Raw genomic sequence first — 18290 nt, forward strand, 5'->3', positions numbered from 1 at the left:
GAGATGGCTATAGTAAAGAGTGATTATAAAAAAGTAGATACTGGGCTTTTTATCAACAAACTAAAGCCAAATGTCTTTTTATTAAGAAAAGTTATAGGAAGCAAGTATTTTACAAAAGTGCTTACGCTAGATACTCGTAGCGGATGGGGCAAGAGAGAATACAAAAATGAAGCCAAAAAAGAGCTTGTAAAGTGGTTAGATGGCGTAAGTAAGCAGTTAAAGGGGCTGAAATTTAAAGATACTACCAAGGTTAATGATTTGTTTGAGCTGTGGAAAGGCAAAAAGGGTATCGGCAAAAAGTCGGTAGCTAGCGATATAGCATTCTATGAGACATATTTGCAAGACAGTATCGGCAAAGAGATCGTAGTAGACGTCATAGCTGCCCAAATAGACGATATTATCCATAATCTAATGCACGATGGAAAATTTAATAAAACAATAGGAAAAGTGCAGATATTATCAAAGCGTACAGCATATGATAATACAAGGCGAATTTTAGGCGAGATGTTTGACGTAGCGCTTCGCAATCAGCTAATAGCGGTAAATCCTTGCGCTCTGCTAACTAAAATAGCTAAAACGACTAGAAAAACGATAGTAAAAGATGCGGTCGGTAAATTTTACAAGCTAAAAACGGCTATTTTGGAGCTCTATAAGGACGATCCGTTTTGGAGAGGATTTTTCTTGTTTTGTTTGTATGGTAGACGAAAAGGAGAAGTTGTTGGTTTAAAATGGGAAAACATCGACTTGGAAAACGACGTATATTACTTAATAGATACAAAAAACGGAAACGACTATAAAAAGCCGCTTCCTTTGCTCGTAAAAGAAGCCATAACGCAAATACCGACCGATAGATGCGGCCTAGTATTTGCAAGTCCAAAAACCGGCGAGTCTATTAAAAATACGGATAGACAAAAGATGAAACTCGATAAATTCGTTGGTTTTGATGATTTTAAGTTACACGGCACTAGGCATATAAGCGGTTCGGCGCTTGAAGAGCTTGGCGCAAATAGCGATATAATCAAAGATCATCTGACCCACAAACGTGACGGCGTGACGTATAAAAATTACGTAACTTACGATACATATATAAATAGCTGTAAGGCTCTTGAGATGTTGGAGGGTATAGATGGATAAAAAGATTATAATAGATGGAGCTGTTTTTACCAGTAATCGGCGTAGGGCTATTGACCTTATAAGAATTAACATGACCATGGAAATTTGTGAAGCAAGTTTTGATGGAATCAAATTCTTAAATGCTGCTTTTTATACAAGAGAGATAATAGAATGTTCTAGGCCTGCGCTTATTGATTTCTTTGAGAATTACTACTTTATAGACGATAGTAACTATGTTGAAAATAAAGCATTGGTCAGGATGACGGATTATTTTAAGGATTTTGATGGCGACACAATAGAATATAGCAAGAAACTAAAAAGAGAAAAGGAGCTTATGGGCAAAAAGGGATTCTTTGCCGACACGATACGCAATACTATTGCAATGAAAAATTATTATGAAGATGATTTGGAAGAACTATCTAAAAATCTATTCTTTTATATTTTAACAAAAACCAATGATATTTTATATGATACCAGTAAAGACTACAAAAAATTTGTAGATTCTATATTAAATTTGCAAGAATACGGAATTTGTACAGAAATAGACAAAAAGTATTTGAGTAGGACATATAATAAATACAAGAAACTCGTAAATAAAAATTTATCACAAATAAATAGCTTTCGAAACATGAAACTGGACACAAAAATTTCTAGAAATACTTTTCTCGTAAGCATAGATGAGAGCATAAAGCATACATTGGATAGTTATGAAAATTTTAATCCTATAATAGCTTTTTAAAAAATTACAAATTTTCTATTTTTATTAATCGTTTTTGTAACTTTTCTGCCGATATTTTTTATATTATCATCCCAAAAATATAAGGAGTATTTTATGAATGATAATATTATAAAACGTTGGTTGAGCCCAAAAGATGTTGCGGAAGAATATGGGATAGCCGTAAATACCCAGGCGCAATATCGTATGAGGGGGATAATCCCGCATGTGAAGATAAATAGAATAATAAGATATGATAGATACAAGCTGGATCAGTGGTTTGAAAAACATACCGTTGAAAGCAAGGAGGTGCTATTGTGAATCATAGAAAGTTTCCCCATAAAGTATCTGTTCGCCTTAGTGACAGCGAAAAAGAAAAACTTGAGCTTAATGCATCTTTGGCTGGCATTAAGGCATCTGCCTATATTAGACATGTTATATCAAATGCCAAGCCTCTTGTCCATAAATTCGATAAAACAATGGTGATTCAGGTAGCAAAAATAGGCAATAACCTAAATCAAATCGCAAAGCATGTAAATATAGGCAAGGCCATAGATAGTGTTGTTTTAAGGTAAATAATTGATGTCAATAAAAAATTGGACGACCTAATATCGCAAAAGCTAATCCAAGAAGTTAAACATGTTGGTAAAATTCTTTAAAACTAAAAACGGCGGTAGTATCGCTGGCATCAACTATCTTCTAAACCATCGAATAAAAGATAAAACGGCATTTGTTTTAAAAGGTAGCGAGCGGTTACTAGGCAGATAGTATCTAATATGACTAAAAAACAAAAGCTCTGTATGGGCTGTCTAAGCTTTGAAGAAACTGACATTGATTTAGATACCAAACGAAAGATCATAGACGAATTTGAAACGCTATTGCTTGGAGGATACAAAGAGAGATTCAATGTCCTTTGGGTGCAGCATGTGGACAAGGCTCGGCTTGAGTTAAATTTCGCTATCCCTAAAATCGATATAGAAAGTAGCATGGCCTTCAATCCATATTACGACAAGGTAGATAGGCCGCTAATCGATACCTGGCAAAACTACGTAAATTTAAAATTCGGGTTTACCGATCCAAAAGACCCAGCTAAAGCTCATATGCTTCAGGGCTCAAGAAAAGAGATTGGTGTTATCAAAGACTACATCGAGTTAGAAAAAATACTGACCGAGAAATTTATAAATCAAGAGTTCTCTTGTAGAGACGATATTCTAAAAGCCTTGAGAGATAGTAACATAGAGGTATCTAGAGTCGGTAAAGATTATATAAGCATAAAGCTACCAAATACCAAAAAAGCAAAAAGATTCAAGAGGGATATGTTTAGTGAGGATTTTAGAGACTTTGAGAGCTTGGACAAACTCAGAAGCAAGGCTGAAGCGAGAGCTACAGAATTTGCAAATACAAGAAATGCAAAACGGGATATCAAAGAAGAACGAAGAGTTGATGCATTCCCAGATAGAAATTGCCGGACTGATGGATTTAGCAAAAACGGAACTTCCAAAGAGATTCAAGGAGGAGAGGGCGGAGCTGAAACAAAACTATCACCTCGAGATCAAGAACTTGAAAGACTCACAAGAGAGCTCAATAGGCAAATACAAAAGCGAAATAAATGGCTTGAAATACAGGTTGGCAGAGTGCCGAAGCGAAGCAGATACTTTCAAAATACTATCGGCGATCTTGACGATAGCAACGATCTTGGTATCGATATACGCATGGAGGCTATATCTACAAAAGAATGATCTAGTGCAAGTAAATCGGCAGATGAAGATGTATATAAAGCAGAATATAGATGGCGAGCAATAAATCATAAGCACACTATTTTTAATGAAAGGATATTTGACAATGACTTTATTAGAGCAAACATTATTGGTTCAATTAGAAGAAAAAGAGAAGCAAGAGCAAGATTGGATAGTATTATTAAAACGACTATTGATGGAATACGACTCGTTAAACAGCGAGTTAGTCAAATTACAAACGCAATTAACAAACCATACAAGTTCTTTGTTTCAAGAATTAGAAAATTTACGAACGCAGCTAGCGAGCTTGCAAAAAGAATCCAAAAATCAGACTTTTTTACAAGAGAAATACCGAATGCAACTAGAGAATTTGAAGAAGTCGCTAGAAGATATGTATTAAGCCGTATACCCGAAGATATAAAGATAGACGTAAATAAGATAAAAAGGAGAGAGATTAAAGATATCTGGGGCGGTGGCGATATGGGAATGAGTTAATTTGTACAAATCTAAACTTCATCTGGCACAAGATAATTGCTCCTATAAAATTTTTGTCATATACTATGACACTCTATCTTGCGACTCCGATGGATTATAGCCTATCATCTTGATTTTAGCAAGATGTTTTGTTCTTTCAAAGCATTCCATAGGAGTCATGCTTTGGCAATTCTTTCCTTGATGTATTCTTTCCATGTTGTAATGTTCTAGCCATTTATCTAAATCATCTTGTAGCTCCTCTAGGGTATTATATATCTTGGCTCTAAAAGCGACTGCATAGAATTCTTGTTGTATGGTTTTATGAAATCTCTAGCAAATGCCATTTGTTTGCGGGGATTTTGCTTTCGTAAAAGTATGGTCTATCTCTTCTATGGCAAGTTATAGCTCATACTCGTAATGTTCCCTCGTTCCTTTATATTCGCTTCCCCTATCCGTAAGTATTCTAAGAAGCCTTACATTGTTTAAATCATAAAAAGGTATAACTCTATCATTTAATAAGTCAGCAGCAACAAGGGCATTTTTTCTATCGTACAATTTGCAAATCGCAACCTTAGCAATATGTATCAATATATGTTTGTTGATAAATCTTTCCTATGCCTTTTACGGTCCCCACAAAGTAAGTGTCTTGACTTCCAAGATAGCCCGGAAATAAAGTCTGCATTCACCGTGCGCTATCTTTTCTTTTTTTGCACTCTCCAGGGCCCTGACTTGCTCTTGCGTTAATATGAAGTTTTCTTTTCCTCTAGCAGCTTAAGTCCTGGTTTCATGGTTTGAAGATTATGCCTAAGCCAGATATTTCTAACCCCTCCGGTGGGGGGGGGGGGGGGGAATAAAAATACATCTCTTTTTAAGCTCATTACTAGCTCTTAGTTGCCCATAGGCGGGAAAGTCTATAGCAAACGAAATTACCGCATCCTTAATCTCTTCGGCTATCCTGTTTTTAAAATTTGGCTCTACTTACTTCTTGTAGACCTTCTTCTCCATATTCGTCATAATCTTTTTTGGATCTATCTTGTGCTTAGCTTTACTTTGTTTGCTACTGATGGGACGCACTCTCTTTGAGAAAACTATCTCTGCTATAGCCAAATACTTTACAAGCTCTTGAAACGCTTCCCAGCTCTTGAGCTAGATTTAATAACCACAACTTATTTTTTATGATCTTTTGTTGATTATACAAGTTTATGAATGCTCTCCTGATGTATTTGGGAGAAATTGGGCTATATGTTATAAAATGTCAGATTAAGTATTGACTAATACAATTTTACACTCCTTAAAATCCGAGTCCAATCCTAAACCCTATATGTACCTTATTTGTTTCAAAGTATTTTGGTTTATAAATTGGCTTTGAAAACAACAGGTCATAGTTTAGATTTGTGCCTAGCGGCTCAAATGAGCCTTTTATACCTATGCCAGCACCTGCGAGTTTATTTGAGTTATAGCTTTGTGAGGTAGTATCATATACGGCTCCGCCATCAAGTGCAAAATATAAAGTATGATTACTTACATAGTTATACGATAGCGTATTTCTTAGATATATGCCTTTTTGCCCCACTAGGCTCATTCGTCCATCAAATCCTCTGATGCTGTAAATCCCACCAATGCTTAGTCTATCTTGCAGTGTTAGTTTGGATGTATTGTATTGGGCATGAAGATGGGCGTCGTATGTTATATTATTATTCAGTCTGCTTTTGTATCCAAGATCAAGTAACCAAATTTTCATCCTGCTTGTACCCTCGCCAATACTTTGCTCTGGAGCCGGCTGTGCCCCCAGCATACCGGTGCCCCTTTTGTATGAGAGTGAGCCGTATAATTGAGAACTATTTATATTGAGCTGCGATTTTACGCCCAGTTCATACCCGGCCGTTACTCTTCTTTGATTTGTAAGTTCAAACTCTTCTATATAGTTTTGACTATTTCTTTTAAAGAAATTTATAAATGCAGTTGATTTTAGGTTTTGATCCCTATAAAAAAGGTAATGAAGCCCTAGGTTTTGTACTCTTGAAACCCCGCTATATTTATATAAGTTGTTTGCTCCAGCTATTATTTGATCGTAGCTATAACGCGAATTTGTATAGTTAACAGCATACGGTCCAAAAGGGACAGAAAAATTTATATAGTGATTATGTGAGCCTCCTTTTTTGTTTTCATTATTTAACCTTGTCTCCTCTTTATTAAATACCGCCTTACCTACGCTTATGGCATAGCTTTCATTAAAGCCAAGAAGATTAAATGCACTAAGTGCAGCACTTGTTTGGTATCTGCCAGTCTCTTTGCTGCCGGCATTGTCTAACCCTAGAAATAGGGACAGCGGCAAAGCTCTAGATTTTCTAGTAATAATTATATCTGTGGAGTTTATAGCTTTTGATGGAGCCAGGGAAACGTCAACCTCGCCAAGAGTGGCATTCGAGATATTTTCTAATGCTTGTTCTATGTTTCTAATGTTTAGTGTTTTATTGTGGTCTATTTCTCCAAATGCGCTAAATAGCATGGCTCTATGTCTTTGGTTATTATCATTATTGATGGAGATACTATTTATGGTGCCTAAATTTAGTTCAAATTCAAGTCTTCTTGATTTTAGATTAACTGACTTTATGTTAGCGGTTGTTGTTATATATCCAGCTGAGATGATTTTATTATTAAAGCTTGAGATAATAGCATTTATGCTGTTTTCTCCTAGACACATACCGCCTTTAAATCCAAGATCACTCAAGGTAGATCTAAGATAGTTTTGAAATTTGTAGCCCCCGCTAGAGTCTTTGTCGTCAAGGGCAATGTAATCTATCTCAAAACAAGGCGACTCGTTTAGATCTAGTTGGGGTATTTTGGTATCATTATCACTCCATTGTTCTAGTTTTATATCGCTATGTTTACTTAGGCTTTGAGCCTGTTTTATTATATTTTGTTCATTTACGCTCTCGCGCTGATTTATGTTTGGCTCATTGACTCCAAAAAGACAAACGCAGATAGTTGACAGCAGTAGCATAATTTTCAATGATTTATTTTTATAAGCGTAAAACAAACTTAGCCTTTGTAAATTTTTAAAAGAGGTATTTTATTTACTTATTCTTTAAAATATCATTTAAAAATATCGGCATTTTAAAATAATATTGTATTGTAACACGATAATAAAATATTATTTCATCACATGTTCTGCTGCAAGATCTTTCAAAATTTGATTTTTACTTTTGTCTTGTTCTTTTTATTTTTAAAACTTGTCTTGTCATCAAAGAAGCATGTCTCAGTATGGTACATCGGCTGATTTTTCGATTTTGAGCATTGCTTGTGCCTTTTTGGTATAAAATATGATAGTTACAAATTATTTAAAAAGTTAATTAAATATGAAGTAACCTGTTGTTATAATTTGGTTACTAAGTTACCAAAAGGATCCCCGTTTATGCCTACTGCTAAGCAAGCCATCTCTTTTATAGTAAGCCTCTCTCTGCTTGTTGTTAATTCATTCGCCGGCATCATCTCCGACCCCGCTGCTGCCAAATCCAATCAGCCAGCCATTATAAAGGCGCCCAATGAGGCAACCGTAGTAAATATAACTACCCCCAACAATAAAGGCATCTCATTTAATGAATATAAGCAATTTAATACGACTAATTCCGGCACAGTTCTAAATAATTCAGCAAACGGTGCCAATACCCAAATAGCCGGCTTCGTAAATGCAAATCCTTTTTTGAATGGCGGCAGCGCTAGCTTAATAATAAATCAGGTAAATTCAAATAGCCCATCTTTGCTAAAAGGAAATTTAGAGATAGCTGGAGCCGGAGCTGATCTGCTAATAGCTAATCCTAGCGGTATAAGCATAAATGGTCTAAATGTAATAAATGCTAACTCATCTAGCTTTGCCGCTTCTAAAGTTATTCTCAATAATGATGGTAGCTTAAAAGAGCTAAATCTAAATCCCTATCTAAATGGCGACATGCAAAGTAAAATAGAAATAGTGGGAAATGGATTAAACGATAAAAATAGTAATTACACAAATATCATAGCAAATACTATAAGCGTAGCTTCAAATATCCACTCTGGTGAGTTAAATCTAATATCTGCTAACGGTAAGGTACTAACCAGTGGCTCGGGGAAATTTAGCGTCCCCTTATCCGCTAATATTAATTCTGCCACATCATCTACTAAAGTGATATCGATCGATAGTACAAACCTAGGTGGCATGTATGCCAATAAAATAAGCATCATAGCCACTAGCGACGGTGTTGGCGTCAATAATGCCGGTATCATAAAAGCTAATAATATAAGAATAAATGCGAATGGGGATATATTAAATAGCGGCATTATAAAAGCCGATAGTGATATAAACTTGATCTCTAGCAACTCTATATCTAATAAAGATAAAGCTAGTATCATAAGTGGTTCTAATGTAAATATTTCATCTGGTAAAACTATAAATAACATAGATGGGTCAAGTATAGTGTCGGCCAATAATCTTAAACTAAATGCAAAAGAAATAAATAACGCATCTAGCGACATCTTGGCTTCCGGTATAGATATTGAGGCTAATAAATTAAACAACTACTCGCTAAATAACCTAGAAACAAATAAAGAAAACTTTAGTGGCAATATTGATCTGGGATGTTGTGGAGAAAGGGCGTTTAAACTCAGTAGCGATATAAAAAAGATAAAAGACGAGATAAAAGCTAAGTGGAAACTTGAAGCAAAGAGCTACACCGATGATGAGTTGGAAGCAGAGTTGTTTGATAAAGTAGTGTCAGATGACGTTACCGCTTACGCTCTAAATTTGCACAAAAATAGTTATCTGCACGGAACAAGCTCATATCCATATGTATCGCTCAGTCTCGATGAGGGTTCAAATTCTATAATAATTACTACCTCGCATGTAAAAAATTATGAGAAAACCAGAAAGCTTTACTATAATATAGATAAAGAGTATATCACTGATGGTAGTAGGGCTAAGTTTGTACCCTCCAATATTTATGCAAATAGCAATATAAATATCAATGCCGATACTATTACAAACGATAAGAGCAGGATCTATGCCGGTAATGATATAAAAGCAAATGCTAAAGAGCTAAATAATATAGGCTTTGATCTAAATAGAGATGTAAGTAGCCATCTGAGATATGAGTGGAAGCAAGAAGAGTGGAAAGGTAAAATAGGAAAAATAACCGGTAAAAAACACTGGGTTACCAAGGGTGGAGATAGTGCTTATATATCTAAAAATTATAAAGAAAATGGCTATCCTGCTGTATTTACGTCTAATAATAACTTTTATGCAAGCCTTACAAATTTAAATAATGGCAATATAGACGATCTTGCCAATAAAACAATAGATATACCCCTATTTAAGCCAAGCAAAATTTCCCCTATATCATTTTATCCTACAAATACTGGCTTTTTATATAGTATTAATGGAGGACCTATGGCTTACACAATAGGTAGATTTGATACATTTTACAAAGATATAAACTCTCTTATCCAAGCTGGCTTTGAAAGAAACAAGAGCTATAATCAAAGGCCTAGCTCACTAATACTGGCCAAGAATAAAATTTCTATAGATGCCGGCGGAAATATATATAATAGTGCAGCTTTAATAGCAAGTAGTATAAATCTAAATGCAAACTCCATAACAAATAAAGATGCGCTTTTAATATCTAGCGGCGATACTAATATAAATGCGGATACCAAACTTGCCATTTCCTCAAGTACTATAGTTTCAGATATTATAAATCTAAATGCAAACGATATAAGCATAGATCAAACTAGCTCTGAATATAAAAACTCACACCAAGAAGGTAATACTCTAGGAGCAAGCTCAAACTTAGAGGCTGGTAGCGATATCAGTCTAAAATCCAATAATATATTCATAAGTGGCGCAAGCTTAAAAGCCGGCGGTGATATAAATCTAAATGCCAATAACAATATAGATATAAAAGCCAGCAAAGAAGAGTATATTTTTGATTTAAAAGGAAAGGATACCGTCTTTAAGGGAGGAGTTGTATATAACACCGGCTCAAAATTAAAAGCCAACAATATAAATGCTAATGCCAAAGATATAAATTTGATAGCAGCAAATCTAGATGCTAGTAGCGATATAAATATAAATGCGCAAGACAATATAAATATACAAAGTATAAACGATAGAACGGATCTAGAGGCCACAATAACCACTAAAGGCTTTTTATCTAAAAAGCAAACTAATGCTAAAAATATAAAAGAAGGGGTGATATATTCAAATTTAAGGGCGGCCAATATAAATTTAGTATCCAAAGAGGATACTGGAATATCAGGCTCAAACCTATTAGCTAATGATATAAAAATATATGCAAATAATATCAATATAAATCCTGTCGCATATGAGAGTTTAGAATACTCTCAAACTAATAAGAAAGGCTTTGGCGGCTTTAAAAGATCTCTTGATATTCACTCTTTAGCCAAACTAAGCTTGGCTGGCTCATCGCTAACAACAACTAGCGGTAATATAAGCTTAAATGCAAATAATGATATCTCTATCGTCTCTTCAAACGTAAATTCTGCATCAATCCTAAATTTAAGCGCTCCTAATACCATCTCTATAATAGCAGCCAAGGAGCAAAGTAAAGAGGTAAGTATACATAAAAGTTCTAAATTTAATCCGCTAGGCACTCTTGCTAATTCGGGTGCTATTGGAACTGGTAGCGGCGAGATCTATACTGTAAATTACAATGAGCAAGGCAGTCTTGATGGATTATCAAAGCTTTCAAACATATCAGCTAAAGATAATATAAATTTGAATACATCTGACGCAACTATCACAGCAAATTTAAGTTCGGACAAAAACATAGATATAAAAGCAAATTCAACTTCTATTCTAAACGCTACTAATACTCATGAAAATTATAGTATATCTAATAGTAAGAGTATAAGCATATCCAAACTGCAAGATATATTAAAAGAGAGTAAACCTAAAAGTATAAGCGAACTTAAAAAAGATACTAGCGTAAAGCTAAGAGTGGCGGATGCTAAATATAAAAAGGCCACCAATAACGCCTCTTCTTTAAAATCTATTAGCTCTACTCTTAATGCTGATAATATAAGCATAGAGACCAATGAAGATATAAGCATAACCGGATCTGACCTAAACGCCAAAGAGGATATTAGCATAATAAGTAAAAACGGCAACATCTATATCTCAAATAGCACAGATACCCTTGATACTACTTCAGCCTTAAAGCAAGCAGAAGCTGCGCTATCTTTAACCGTCCAAAACGAATATGCCCAAGTAGCGCCAGCCGCCATTGCTTTAGCAGAGGCTATAAAACAGTTAAAAAATGTCAAAAAAGAGTATGATGAGTATAAAAAGCAAAAATCAAATTTATCATCCAAACTAAGCGAACTCAAACAAAGGTATAAAAACAAAGAAGTAGGCGTTGATGCTTCTGATATAGAAGATCTAACTGATATACTAGATAATATAAAAGACGAAGAAAAATACTATATAACCAACATAGCTCTTGCTACTACAAACGTAGCCTCTAAAACAACAGCCCTAGTATCTCAAGCTGCAGCTGCCGCTTCAAGCTCAGTAACATACGGCTTTAGCGCAGGAGTAGCAGCCGACGTAAGCGGCACTCAAACAAATAGTAAGACCAAACAAACCGTCTCTACTCCATCAAATTTAACCGCTTCTAATATAAGGCTAACGACTAATAAAGACAAAGACGCTAGTACAAACATAACCGGATCAAACCTATTGGCTAGCAATAATATAGATATAAACACTAAAGATCTAAATATAAACTCTAGTAAAGATACATTTGAATTAGACGAGAAGAGTAAGGCTATTAGCGGAAGCGTTAAATTTACCATGTACGGAGGCGGTGGCGGAAGTGCCGGGCTTAACTACTTTACTAGCAGTAGCGATACTGAAAGTCTAAAAAACAACAATTCTCATCTTTACTCATCTAAAGATATGAATATAAATACAGCTAATGACACAACTATCAAGGGAGCAAATTTAAGAGCCGATGGAACGCTAAATTTAAAAGTAGGAAATAATCTAGTCTTAGAGAGCGTAAGAGATAAATATACCTCTAGCCAAAAAGGCTTTGGCATATCAGGCGGAATCGGTCTCAGCGGTAACACCAAAGCAGAGAGCAACGGCATAAAGACGACAGGGCTATTTGATAAAAACCATTTCGTAGATACTAGCAGCGTAAAGACGTCTAGTACCAATGCAAATTTCTCTAGATCAAGATCAAATACTATAACTAAACAAACCATCCTCTCATCCATAACGGCTAATAACCTAAACGTAGAGGTAAGAAATAATACTCATCTAAAAGGATCACTACTAGCAGCAGGAGAGTATGATAAAGACAATACCTTTATAGACAATCACAACCTAAATTTAAAAACAAATACCCTAAGCTATGATAACCTATCAAACATAAGCTATACCAAAGGAACAAACTTTAGTATAGGGGCTAACTATGCATTTAAAGATACTAAAACAGACAATCAAGCCAGGGCCGACAACAAAGATCTAAATTCTAAGATTACATCGGCCTCCTATTCAAACCAAAGAAATCTAAGCTATACCCTATCTAAAAACCTAGCGACTCTAGGCAGTGGCAACATAGAGATAGCAGATAAAGAAAACTCTGATGATATAGATAGGCTAAATAGAGATACTACCAAACTAACAAAAGATCTAGTAAATACTAGCGTAAGCTCAAATGTGGATGCTAGTATGGATTTAAGGGTGCTAACTAAGAGTGGGCAAAAGGAGATAGTAAAAGAGTATAAAGACTTAAATAAAAATATGAATATAATAGCCTCTACATTACCTGACAAAAATAGTGATAATGTTATCGCAAAAGTATTTGGCAATATATTTGAAGGATTTAATTATATAAGTCTTGGCATAATGCCATCAAAAGAAAATAGGGGCGGAATTTTAGCTAATATACCAGTTTTAACAGGTGTTTTCGATAATTCTAACAGACAATACTTGGTGGTTAATAAAGAAAGTGATAAATACTCTGAAAAAGATTTTGAAAAAATTCAAGATAGTAAATTTTTTAAATCTTTTAGTGATGCCGATAAAGAGAGATTTAAAGATCAACAAGACTTATACATATCAAAAAATCCATATGAAATTACCAAAAAAACAGCAACCTTTCAAAATTTTACAAATGGTATAATGAATAATGAAGCAGAAGCTATAAAAAATGGTCTTCAACAAACTGGATTCTGGAATACTAAGAATAGAAAAGTAGAGCTTACCGTTAATTATAATCCATCTTATGGTTTTTTGGGTGATTTGTTAGAATCTGCAGTAGATAAATTTGGTGGAACAACAGGAATGGCTAAGCAAACTGGCAATTTTTACAATGATGTAGTTGGCGCTAGAGGCGATAAAGGGAGTAACTTTGCAAACCATTCACAGGCTAACGGTTTAGCAAAAAGCGGTATAAAATGGAAGGTAAACAATGGTGGATTTAATGTCAATAATGGTAAACATACTATTGTATCCTTTGGCTCACCAATAAGTCGTGAAGAAATGTCAAAAACTATTGACCTTGCAAATAGCAAGACAGGAATCGAGCAATTTGTATATTCTGGCTCATATACTAAAAAGGGTGATTTTGTCGGAGAGGCGCTTGGTGGCAATAGTGAAGATAATAAAGATGCTAGTTTGACCGATAGGTTAAACATCTTAAACGCTATAAAATTATTTACAGATGATTCCCCACATAGTGAATATATATGCCAAGATTACATAAACAATAAAGGAGATGCTGTAGTAAAATGCGGATACCAATAATTTTATTCTTAATAGTTTTTATGGCAGGATGTAGTTTTGATAATACATATAAAAGTGATTTCTATGATCGTGACTATATAAGTATGGATGCAAACACTACGCTTTATAGCTCAAATAAAACATTTTCAGTAAAGACGCCGATAAATAGAGGTATTTTATTTGAGGGTTTAGACAAATATGATGATTTTACAGTGTTGCAGCGCCGTATCATCGGAGAGATAGTTGAGATATTTTATCTTGAAATAGATAATATAGATACATTCGATGGAGAAAAGTATCTTGATTTGGAAAATATAAATTCTTTTGAGCTAAATACTAATAATCCAAATATAAAATATAAAAATGAAACATTTGGACAGTATTATGATAGGGCTTTTGTCAATATCATAGATGGTATAAAATGCAGAAGCTTTCCTAAAGAACTAAACAAAAAATATAATCATCAAAACAAGGGTGATGGCATAATTCAGACACAAGAGTATGAGACATATTGCAGCTTTTATGGTGCCAATGGTGCGCCAAAGGTGCTTCGTATAAGATCTGAATATAGCTTTAACTTGTCGAGTGAGGCATTTAAAAAAAGCACCCTTTCGGAAAAAGAAATGTTAAATAAAATAACAAGACAATTTAGGCAAGATGCGGAAGAAATTTTTTCGAATATAAAAATCAATATGGATAGACAAAAGATGCGTCAGTATGGGTTATTATTTAATACAAAATCAAAGAAGATAAAATGGAAATAAAAAAATTAATCATGTTTGCTTTGTTGGCACTTGTTTTTACAGCTTGCGCTGAAAAAGAATATATATGCCAAGACCATGAAAAAGATGGTGCAGTATGTGGTTATAGACCATAAGTATCCATGAATACAATACTTAAGGTTGTTTAAACTTAGGAAAGGCTTAGCAAATCCGTATTTGCATAGAAAACTGTATGAAAAATCTACTACTGATGTAGCATTAACTGAAGCTCTATCGTCAAATCTTATTGCAGATAAAAATATAAATCTAAATGCAAACGAAGAGATAGGCATCACTGGATCAAATTTAAGTGCCAATAATCTAATAGATATAAACACTAAAGATCTAAATATAAACTCTAGTAAAGATACATTTGAATTAGACGAGAAGAGTAAGGCTATTAGCGGAAGCGTTAAATTTACCATGTACGGAGGCGGTGGCGGAAGTGCCGGGCTTAACTACTTTACTAGCAGTAGCGATACTGAAAGTCTAAAAAACAACAATTCTCATCTTTACTCATCTAAAGATATGAATATAAATACAGCTAATGACACAACTATCAAGGGAGCAAATTTAAGAGCCGATGGAACGCTAAATTTAAAAGTAGGAAATAATCTAGTCTTAGAGAGCGTAAGAGATAAATATACCTCTAGCCAAAAAGGCTTTGGCATATCAGGCGGAATCGGTCTCAGCGGTAACACCAAAGCAGAGAGCAACGGCATAAAGACGACAGGGCTATTTGATAAAAACCATTTCGTAGATACTAGCAGCGTAAAGACGTCTAGTACCAATGCAAATTTCTCTAGATCAAGATCAAATACTATAACTAAACAAACCATCCTCTCATCCATAACGGCTAATAACCTAAACGTAGAGGTAAGAAATAATACTCATCTAAAAGGATCACTACTAGCAGCAGGAGAGTATGATAAAGACAATACCTTTATAGACAATCACAACCTAAATTTAAAAACAAATACCCTAAGCTATGATAACCTATCAAACATAAGCTATACCAAAGGAACAAACTTTAGTATAGGGGCTAACTATGCATTTAAAGATACTAAAACAGACAATCAAGCCAGGGCCGACAACAAAGATCTAAATTCTAAGATTACATCGGCCTCCTATTCAAACCAAAGAAATCTAAGCTATACCCTATCTAAAAACCTAGCGACTCTAGGCAGTGGCAACATAGAGATAGCAGATAAAGAAAACTCTGATGATATAGATAGGCTAAATAGAGATACTACCAAACTAACAAAAGATCTAGTAAATACTAGCGTAAGCTCAAATGTGGATGCTAGTATGGATGCTAGGGCATTTAGTAAAGAGGGTAGTAAGGAGATAAAGGATGAGTATAATACGGCCACTGCTATAACTAAAGCACTAAATACCATTATAGAAACAGGTGAGTTTAATTTTAACAGTGAAGTAAAAGAAAATGTTGCACAGTATGAAGCTGGCAAACTATTAGGCAAGGAGCTTGCTCAAAAACTAATAGATGGTAGTGTTGCCATAGAAGAAAAAGAGGCCTTAGTAAATAAATTTATAGAGCTATTTGCAAGTAGAGCAGGTCTTGACCTAGACGGCATATCTTTAAGAATAATTGATGATAAATTTGCAAAAGGAAAGGACGATGAAAAATTTCTTGGGCATTTCAATAGTGGATCAATAATACTAAATTTAGCTCACATTAAAAATGTTGATCAGTTTGTGAGTACTCTAGGACATGAGTTAAAACATGCCATAGACTATAAAGCGGGTAAATTTATACCAGGGGATAGCAAGCAAGATAGATATGCAAAACTAAAAGAAGATAGCTTTAGCGACTATCTAAGTAAAGCTCTAAAATTACAAGATAGTGGCATCAATGCCAAAAATGCAGCAATAAACTATATTAAAAATCAAAGTAGCTTAAATACCTTACTCTTAAATTCTTATATGTTTAACGACTTAGATAAGAGTAAGGGGGATAATAGTCCATTATTATTAGCAGGAGTAGTGGTCGAAAAGACTATCGAAATAGCCCCACTTATTTTTGGCAGCTGGCTTGTTTATAATAATGCAAGCAAGGATAAAGATAGTAGTCATGAATTTTTCCCTAGTGATGAAATTTCGACCTTACCAGGAACTATTTTCCCAAAACAAGAGTCAAATAAAAACGACAATATCCTCACTATGCCGCAAGCAGAGTAATATGATAAAATAACAAATGGCGGTGTAAATACAGATAATCCTTTTAATGAACCTTATATCGGTGGAGTTCAAGGGAAAGAGCAGAATTTTAAAGATAATGTTATTTATGCGAGCAATAACAAAAATAGAATTTCTACAACAAGAGAAGAAGCTTTAAAGCAGGCTGAAGAAAAAGGCGTAAAAAAATTAGGTGTTACTCAAAGTGGTAGAAAAATTTATATCAATGAAACCACCGGTGATTTATTCAGTCTTGATGAATTGCATAATACGTGGGAGCACATTGATAATAAAGGAAGGCATTTGGGGGAAGTTAGTTCAGATTTTGAAAGGCTACTTGATAGTGCAGATAAAACTGGAAAGCACAATGTAGATAAAAAAGAGTTACAAAAACTTTTAAATCAAAAACTAAAATAGGATATATTTATGAGGTTAAATAAAAATATAACCGAAAGATTAAATTTGCTAAAAGAAGCAGTAGGTTTTTTACCAGATGAAAAAATTTTACCTACTTACTTAAAAATAGCAAATATATATACAAAAGAATGTAGATATGTATCAGCTATAAAATTTTATAAAAAAGGGCTACAAATTTCTAAAAGGTTATTTGGAATAAATAATGTAGAAGTAGCAAATTTTTATAACGACATAGGATATGCGTTCTTGCTAAAAAAGGATTTTGAAAATTCTATAAAAAATTTTCAAAAATCTCTCGCAACAAGAATTAAAGTCTTAGGAGAAATTCACCAAGATACCGCAATATCATATTATAATTTAGGTGTTGTCTTTTTAGAAAAAGAAGACTATATAAAGGCTTTTGAGTTTAACAGTAAAGCACTTGAAATTTATTTAAGGATATATGGGGATAGTAGCACTAGTGTGGCAAAGTGTTATGCAAATATTGCAGCTATTTGTGAAGTAGCAGATGAGTATAAATTAGCAATAAAAAATTATAAAAAGGCCTATAAGATCAGCAAAAAGTTATTGGGAAATAAAGATCCTATGACAAATTTTTATTTTAAAAAGATAAGTGATATTAGTAAGATAGTGCAAATTTAACTTTGGTTTTAGTGACTGCTTAAAAAAGCTTTAAATTCAGTATGGGTAAAAGACTTATTGCATAAAGATCACTGGGAAGTATATAAGGATAAAAAATCATACGAAAAGGGTAAACGTTCATTTGATGTTTGGGAAGATGGTAGATTTAAGGGTAAAAAATGAAAACAGATAGTATATGTGAGCAATATTCAAAAGAAAAAATAAAAATAAATACTTGGCTAGAAGATGATGTCTTTTTTATACAAGGAGATACAAAAAGTTTAATGTTTTTATCTGACTTAATTAAAGCACAGGCAATGGAATTGAAAAATGACAATATTTGTATTGGTCCAAATTTAGCAGGAAATAAATTTTTTTCTAAAAAAGCAAAATTTGGAATTTTAATACATAATACAGATAGTGCAAAATGAAAAGTATTCTAATAGTATAATGTTTATTTTGCTGAAAAA

13 protein-coding genes and 1 pseudogene are annotated in these 18290 nt (G+C 34.0%); 12 read left to right on the plus strand and 2 right to left on the minus strand.

Going from position 1 to position 18290, the window contains the following annotated elements; translation table 11 throughout:
* Positions 1-3 precede the first annotated feature (3 nt).
* The 6 genes from E4V70_RS07975 (at position 4) to E4V70_RS08000 (ending at position 4059) form a co-directional block, all read left to right on the plus strand.
* Positions 4-1134, plus strand: coding sequence for a tyrosine-type recombinase/integrase (locus E4V70_RS07975; protein ID WP_122862592.1), 1131 nt, complete (start codon positions 4-6; stop codon positions 1132-1134).
* Entirely contained in the window at positions 1127-1852 is a 726-nt protein-coding gene (locus tag E4V70_RS07980; protein ID WP_134482487.1) for a hypothetical protein, read from the plus strand. Before E4V70_RS07975 ends, E4V70_RS07980 begins: the two co-directional genes overlap by 8 nt.
* Positions 1853-1945: 93 nt before the next feature.
* Entirely contained in the window at positions 1946-2149 is a 204-nt protein-coding gene (locus E4V70_RS07985; RefSeq protein ID WP_122862593.1) for a helix-turn-helix domain-containing protein, read from the plus strand.
* Positions 2146-2403 carry a plasmid mobilization protein gene (locus E4V70_RS10800; protein ID WP_172603255.1) on the plus strand — a complete coding sequence of 86 codons (258 nt, stop codon included), beginning with the start codon at positions 2146-2148 and terminating at the stop codon, positions 2401-2403. Before E4V70_RS07985 ends, E4V70_RS10800 begins: the two co-directional genes overlap by 4 nt.
* Before the next feature lie 225 nt (positions 2404-2628).
* Positions 2629-3567, plus strand: coding sequence for a relaxase family protein (locus tag E4V70_RS07995; protein WP_163026451.1), 939 nt, complete (start codon positions 2629-2631; stop codon positions 3565-3567).
* A 165-nt stretch (positions 3568-3732) separates the two neighbouring features.
* Positions 3733-4059: a hypothetical protein gene (locus E4V70_RS08000; RefSeq protein WP_134482488.1), complete on the plus strand. Its 327-nt coding sequence runs from the start codon at positions 3733-3735 to the stop codon at positions 4057-4059.
* Between the two features lie 63 nt (positions 4060-4122).
* On the opposite strand, the pseudogene E4V70_RS08005 reads toward E4V70_RS08000, so the two are convergent.
* Together E4V70_RS08005 and E4V70_RS08010 are read right to left on the minus strand one after the other, a co-directional pair.
* Positions 4123-5242 (minus strand): annotated as a pseudogene (locus E4V70_RS08005) (integrase core domain-containing protein).
* A gap of 87 nt (positions 5243-5329) precedes the next feature.
* A complete protein-coding gene (locus E4V70_RS08010; protein ID WP_122862596.1) occupies positions 5330-7078 on the minus strand; it encodes a ShlB/FhaC/HecB family hemolysin secretion/activation protein in 1749 nt (582 codons plus the stop codon).
* Positions 7079-7453: 375 nt separating this feature from the next.
* Here E4V70_RS08010 and E4V70_RS08015 point away from each other — a divergent pair, with 375 nt between their 5' ends.
* The 6 genes from E4V70_RS08015 (at position 7454) to E4V70_RS08035 (ending at position 18251) form a co-directional block, all read left to right on the plus strand.
* Positions 7454-13846: a two-partner secretion domain-containing protein gene (locus tag E4V70_RS08015; RefSeq protein WP_122863692.1), complete on the plus strand. Its 6393-nt coding sequence runs from the start codon at positions 7454-7456 to the stop codon at positions 13844-13846.
* Positions 13831-14589 carry a hypothetical protein gene (locus E4V70_RS08020; RefSeq protein WP_122862598.1) on the plus strand — a complete coding sequence of 253 codons (759 nt, stop codon included), beginning with the start codon at positions 13831-13833 and terminating at the stop codon, positions 14587-14589. The genes E4V70_RS08015 and E4V70_RS08020 overlap by 16 nt, the downstream gene beginning before the upstream one ends.
* Positions 14580-14702 carry a hypothetical protein gene (locus E4V70_RS11130; RefSeq protein ID WP_269472427.1) on the plus strand — a complete coding sequence of 41 codons (123 nt, stop codon included), beginning with the start codon at positions 14580-14582 and terminating at the stop codon, positions 14700-14702. The genes E4V70_RS08020 and E4V70_RS11130 overlap by 10 nt, the downstream gene beginning before the upstream one ends.
* Before the next feature lie 61 nt (positions 14703-14763).
* Positions 14764-16785 carry a hemagglutinin repeat-containing protein gene (locus E4V70_RS08025; protein WP_163026493.1) on the plus strand — a complete coding sequence of 674 codons (2022 nt, stop codon included), beginning with the start codon at positions 14764-14766 and terminating at the stop codon, positions 16783-16785.
* 423 nt (positions 16786-17208) lie between these two features.
* A complete protein-coding gene (locus tag E4V70_RS08030; RefSeq protein ID WP_134482489.1) occupies positions 17209-17841 on the plus strand; it encodes a tetratricopeptide repeat protein in 633 nt (210 codons plus the stop codon).
* Positions 17842-17999: 158 nt separating this feature from the next.
* Complete coding sequence (locus tag E4V70_RS08035; protein ID WP_103590203.1) at positions 18000-18251, plus strand: hypothetical protein; 252 nt, start codon at positions 18000-18002, stop codon at positions 18249-18251.
* Positions 18252-18290: the final 39 nt, after the last annotated feature.

It is taken from the genome of Campylobacter showae, from assembly GCF_900699785.1.
Classification (GTDB): Bacteria; Campylobacterota; Campylobacteria; order Campylobacterales; family Campylobacteraceae; genus Campylobacter_A; species Campylobacter_A showae_D.

What these genes read in the sequence shown, in the direction of transcription:
- E4V70_RS07975 (WP_122862592.1), top strand. Translation starts at nt 4, where the DNA reads ATGGCTATAGTAAAGAGTGATTATAAAAAAGTAGATACTGGGCTTTTT.
- E4V70_RS07980 (WP_134482487.1), top strand. Translation starts at nt 1,127, where the DNA reads ATGGATAAAAAGATTATAATAGATGGAGCTGTTTTTACCAGTAATCGG.
- E4V70_RS07985 (WP_122862593.1), top strand. Translation starts at nt 1,946, where the DNA reads ATGAATGATAATATTATAAAACGTTGGTTGAGCCCAAAAGATGTTGCG.
- E4V70_RS07995 (WP_163026451.1), top strand. Translation starts at nt 2,629, where the DNA reads ATGGGCTGTCTAAGCTTTGAAGAAACTGACATTGATTTAGATACCAAA.
- E4V70_RS08015 (WP_122863692.1), top strand. Translation starts at nt 7,454, where the DNA reads ATGCCTACTGCTAAGCAAGCCATCTCTTTTATAGTAAGCCTCTCTCTG.
- E4V70_RS08020 (WP_122862598.1), top strand. Translation starts at nt 13,831, where the DNA reads ATGCGGATACCAATAATTTTATTCTTAATAGTTTTTATGGCAGGATGT.
- E4V70_RS11130 (WP_269472427.1), top strand. Translation starts at nt 14,580, where the DNA reads ATGGAAATAAAAAAATTAATCATGTTTGCTTTGTTGGCACTTGTTTTT.
- E4V70_RS08030 (WP_134482489.1), top strand. Translation starts at nt 17,209, where the DNA reads ATGAGGTTAAATAAAAATATAACCGAAAGATTAAATTTGCTAAAAGAA.
- E4V70_RS08035 (WP_103590203.1), top strand. Translation starts at nt 18,000, where the DNA reads ATGAAAACAGATAGTATATGTGAGCAATATTCAAAAGAAAAAATAAAA.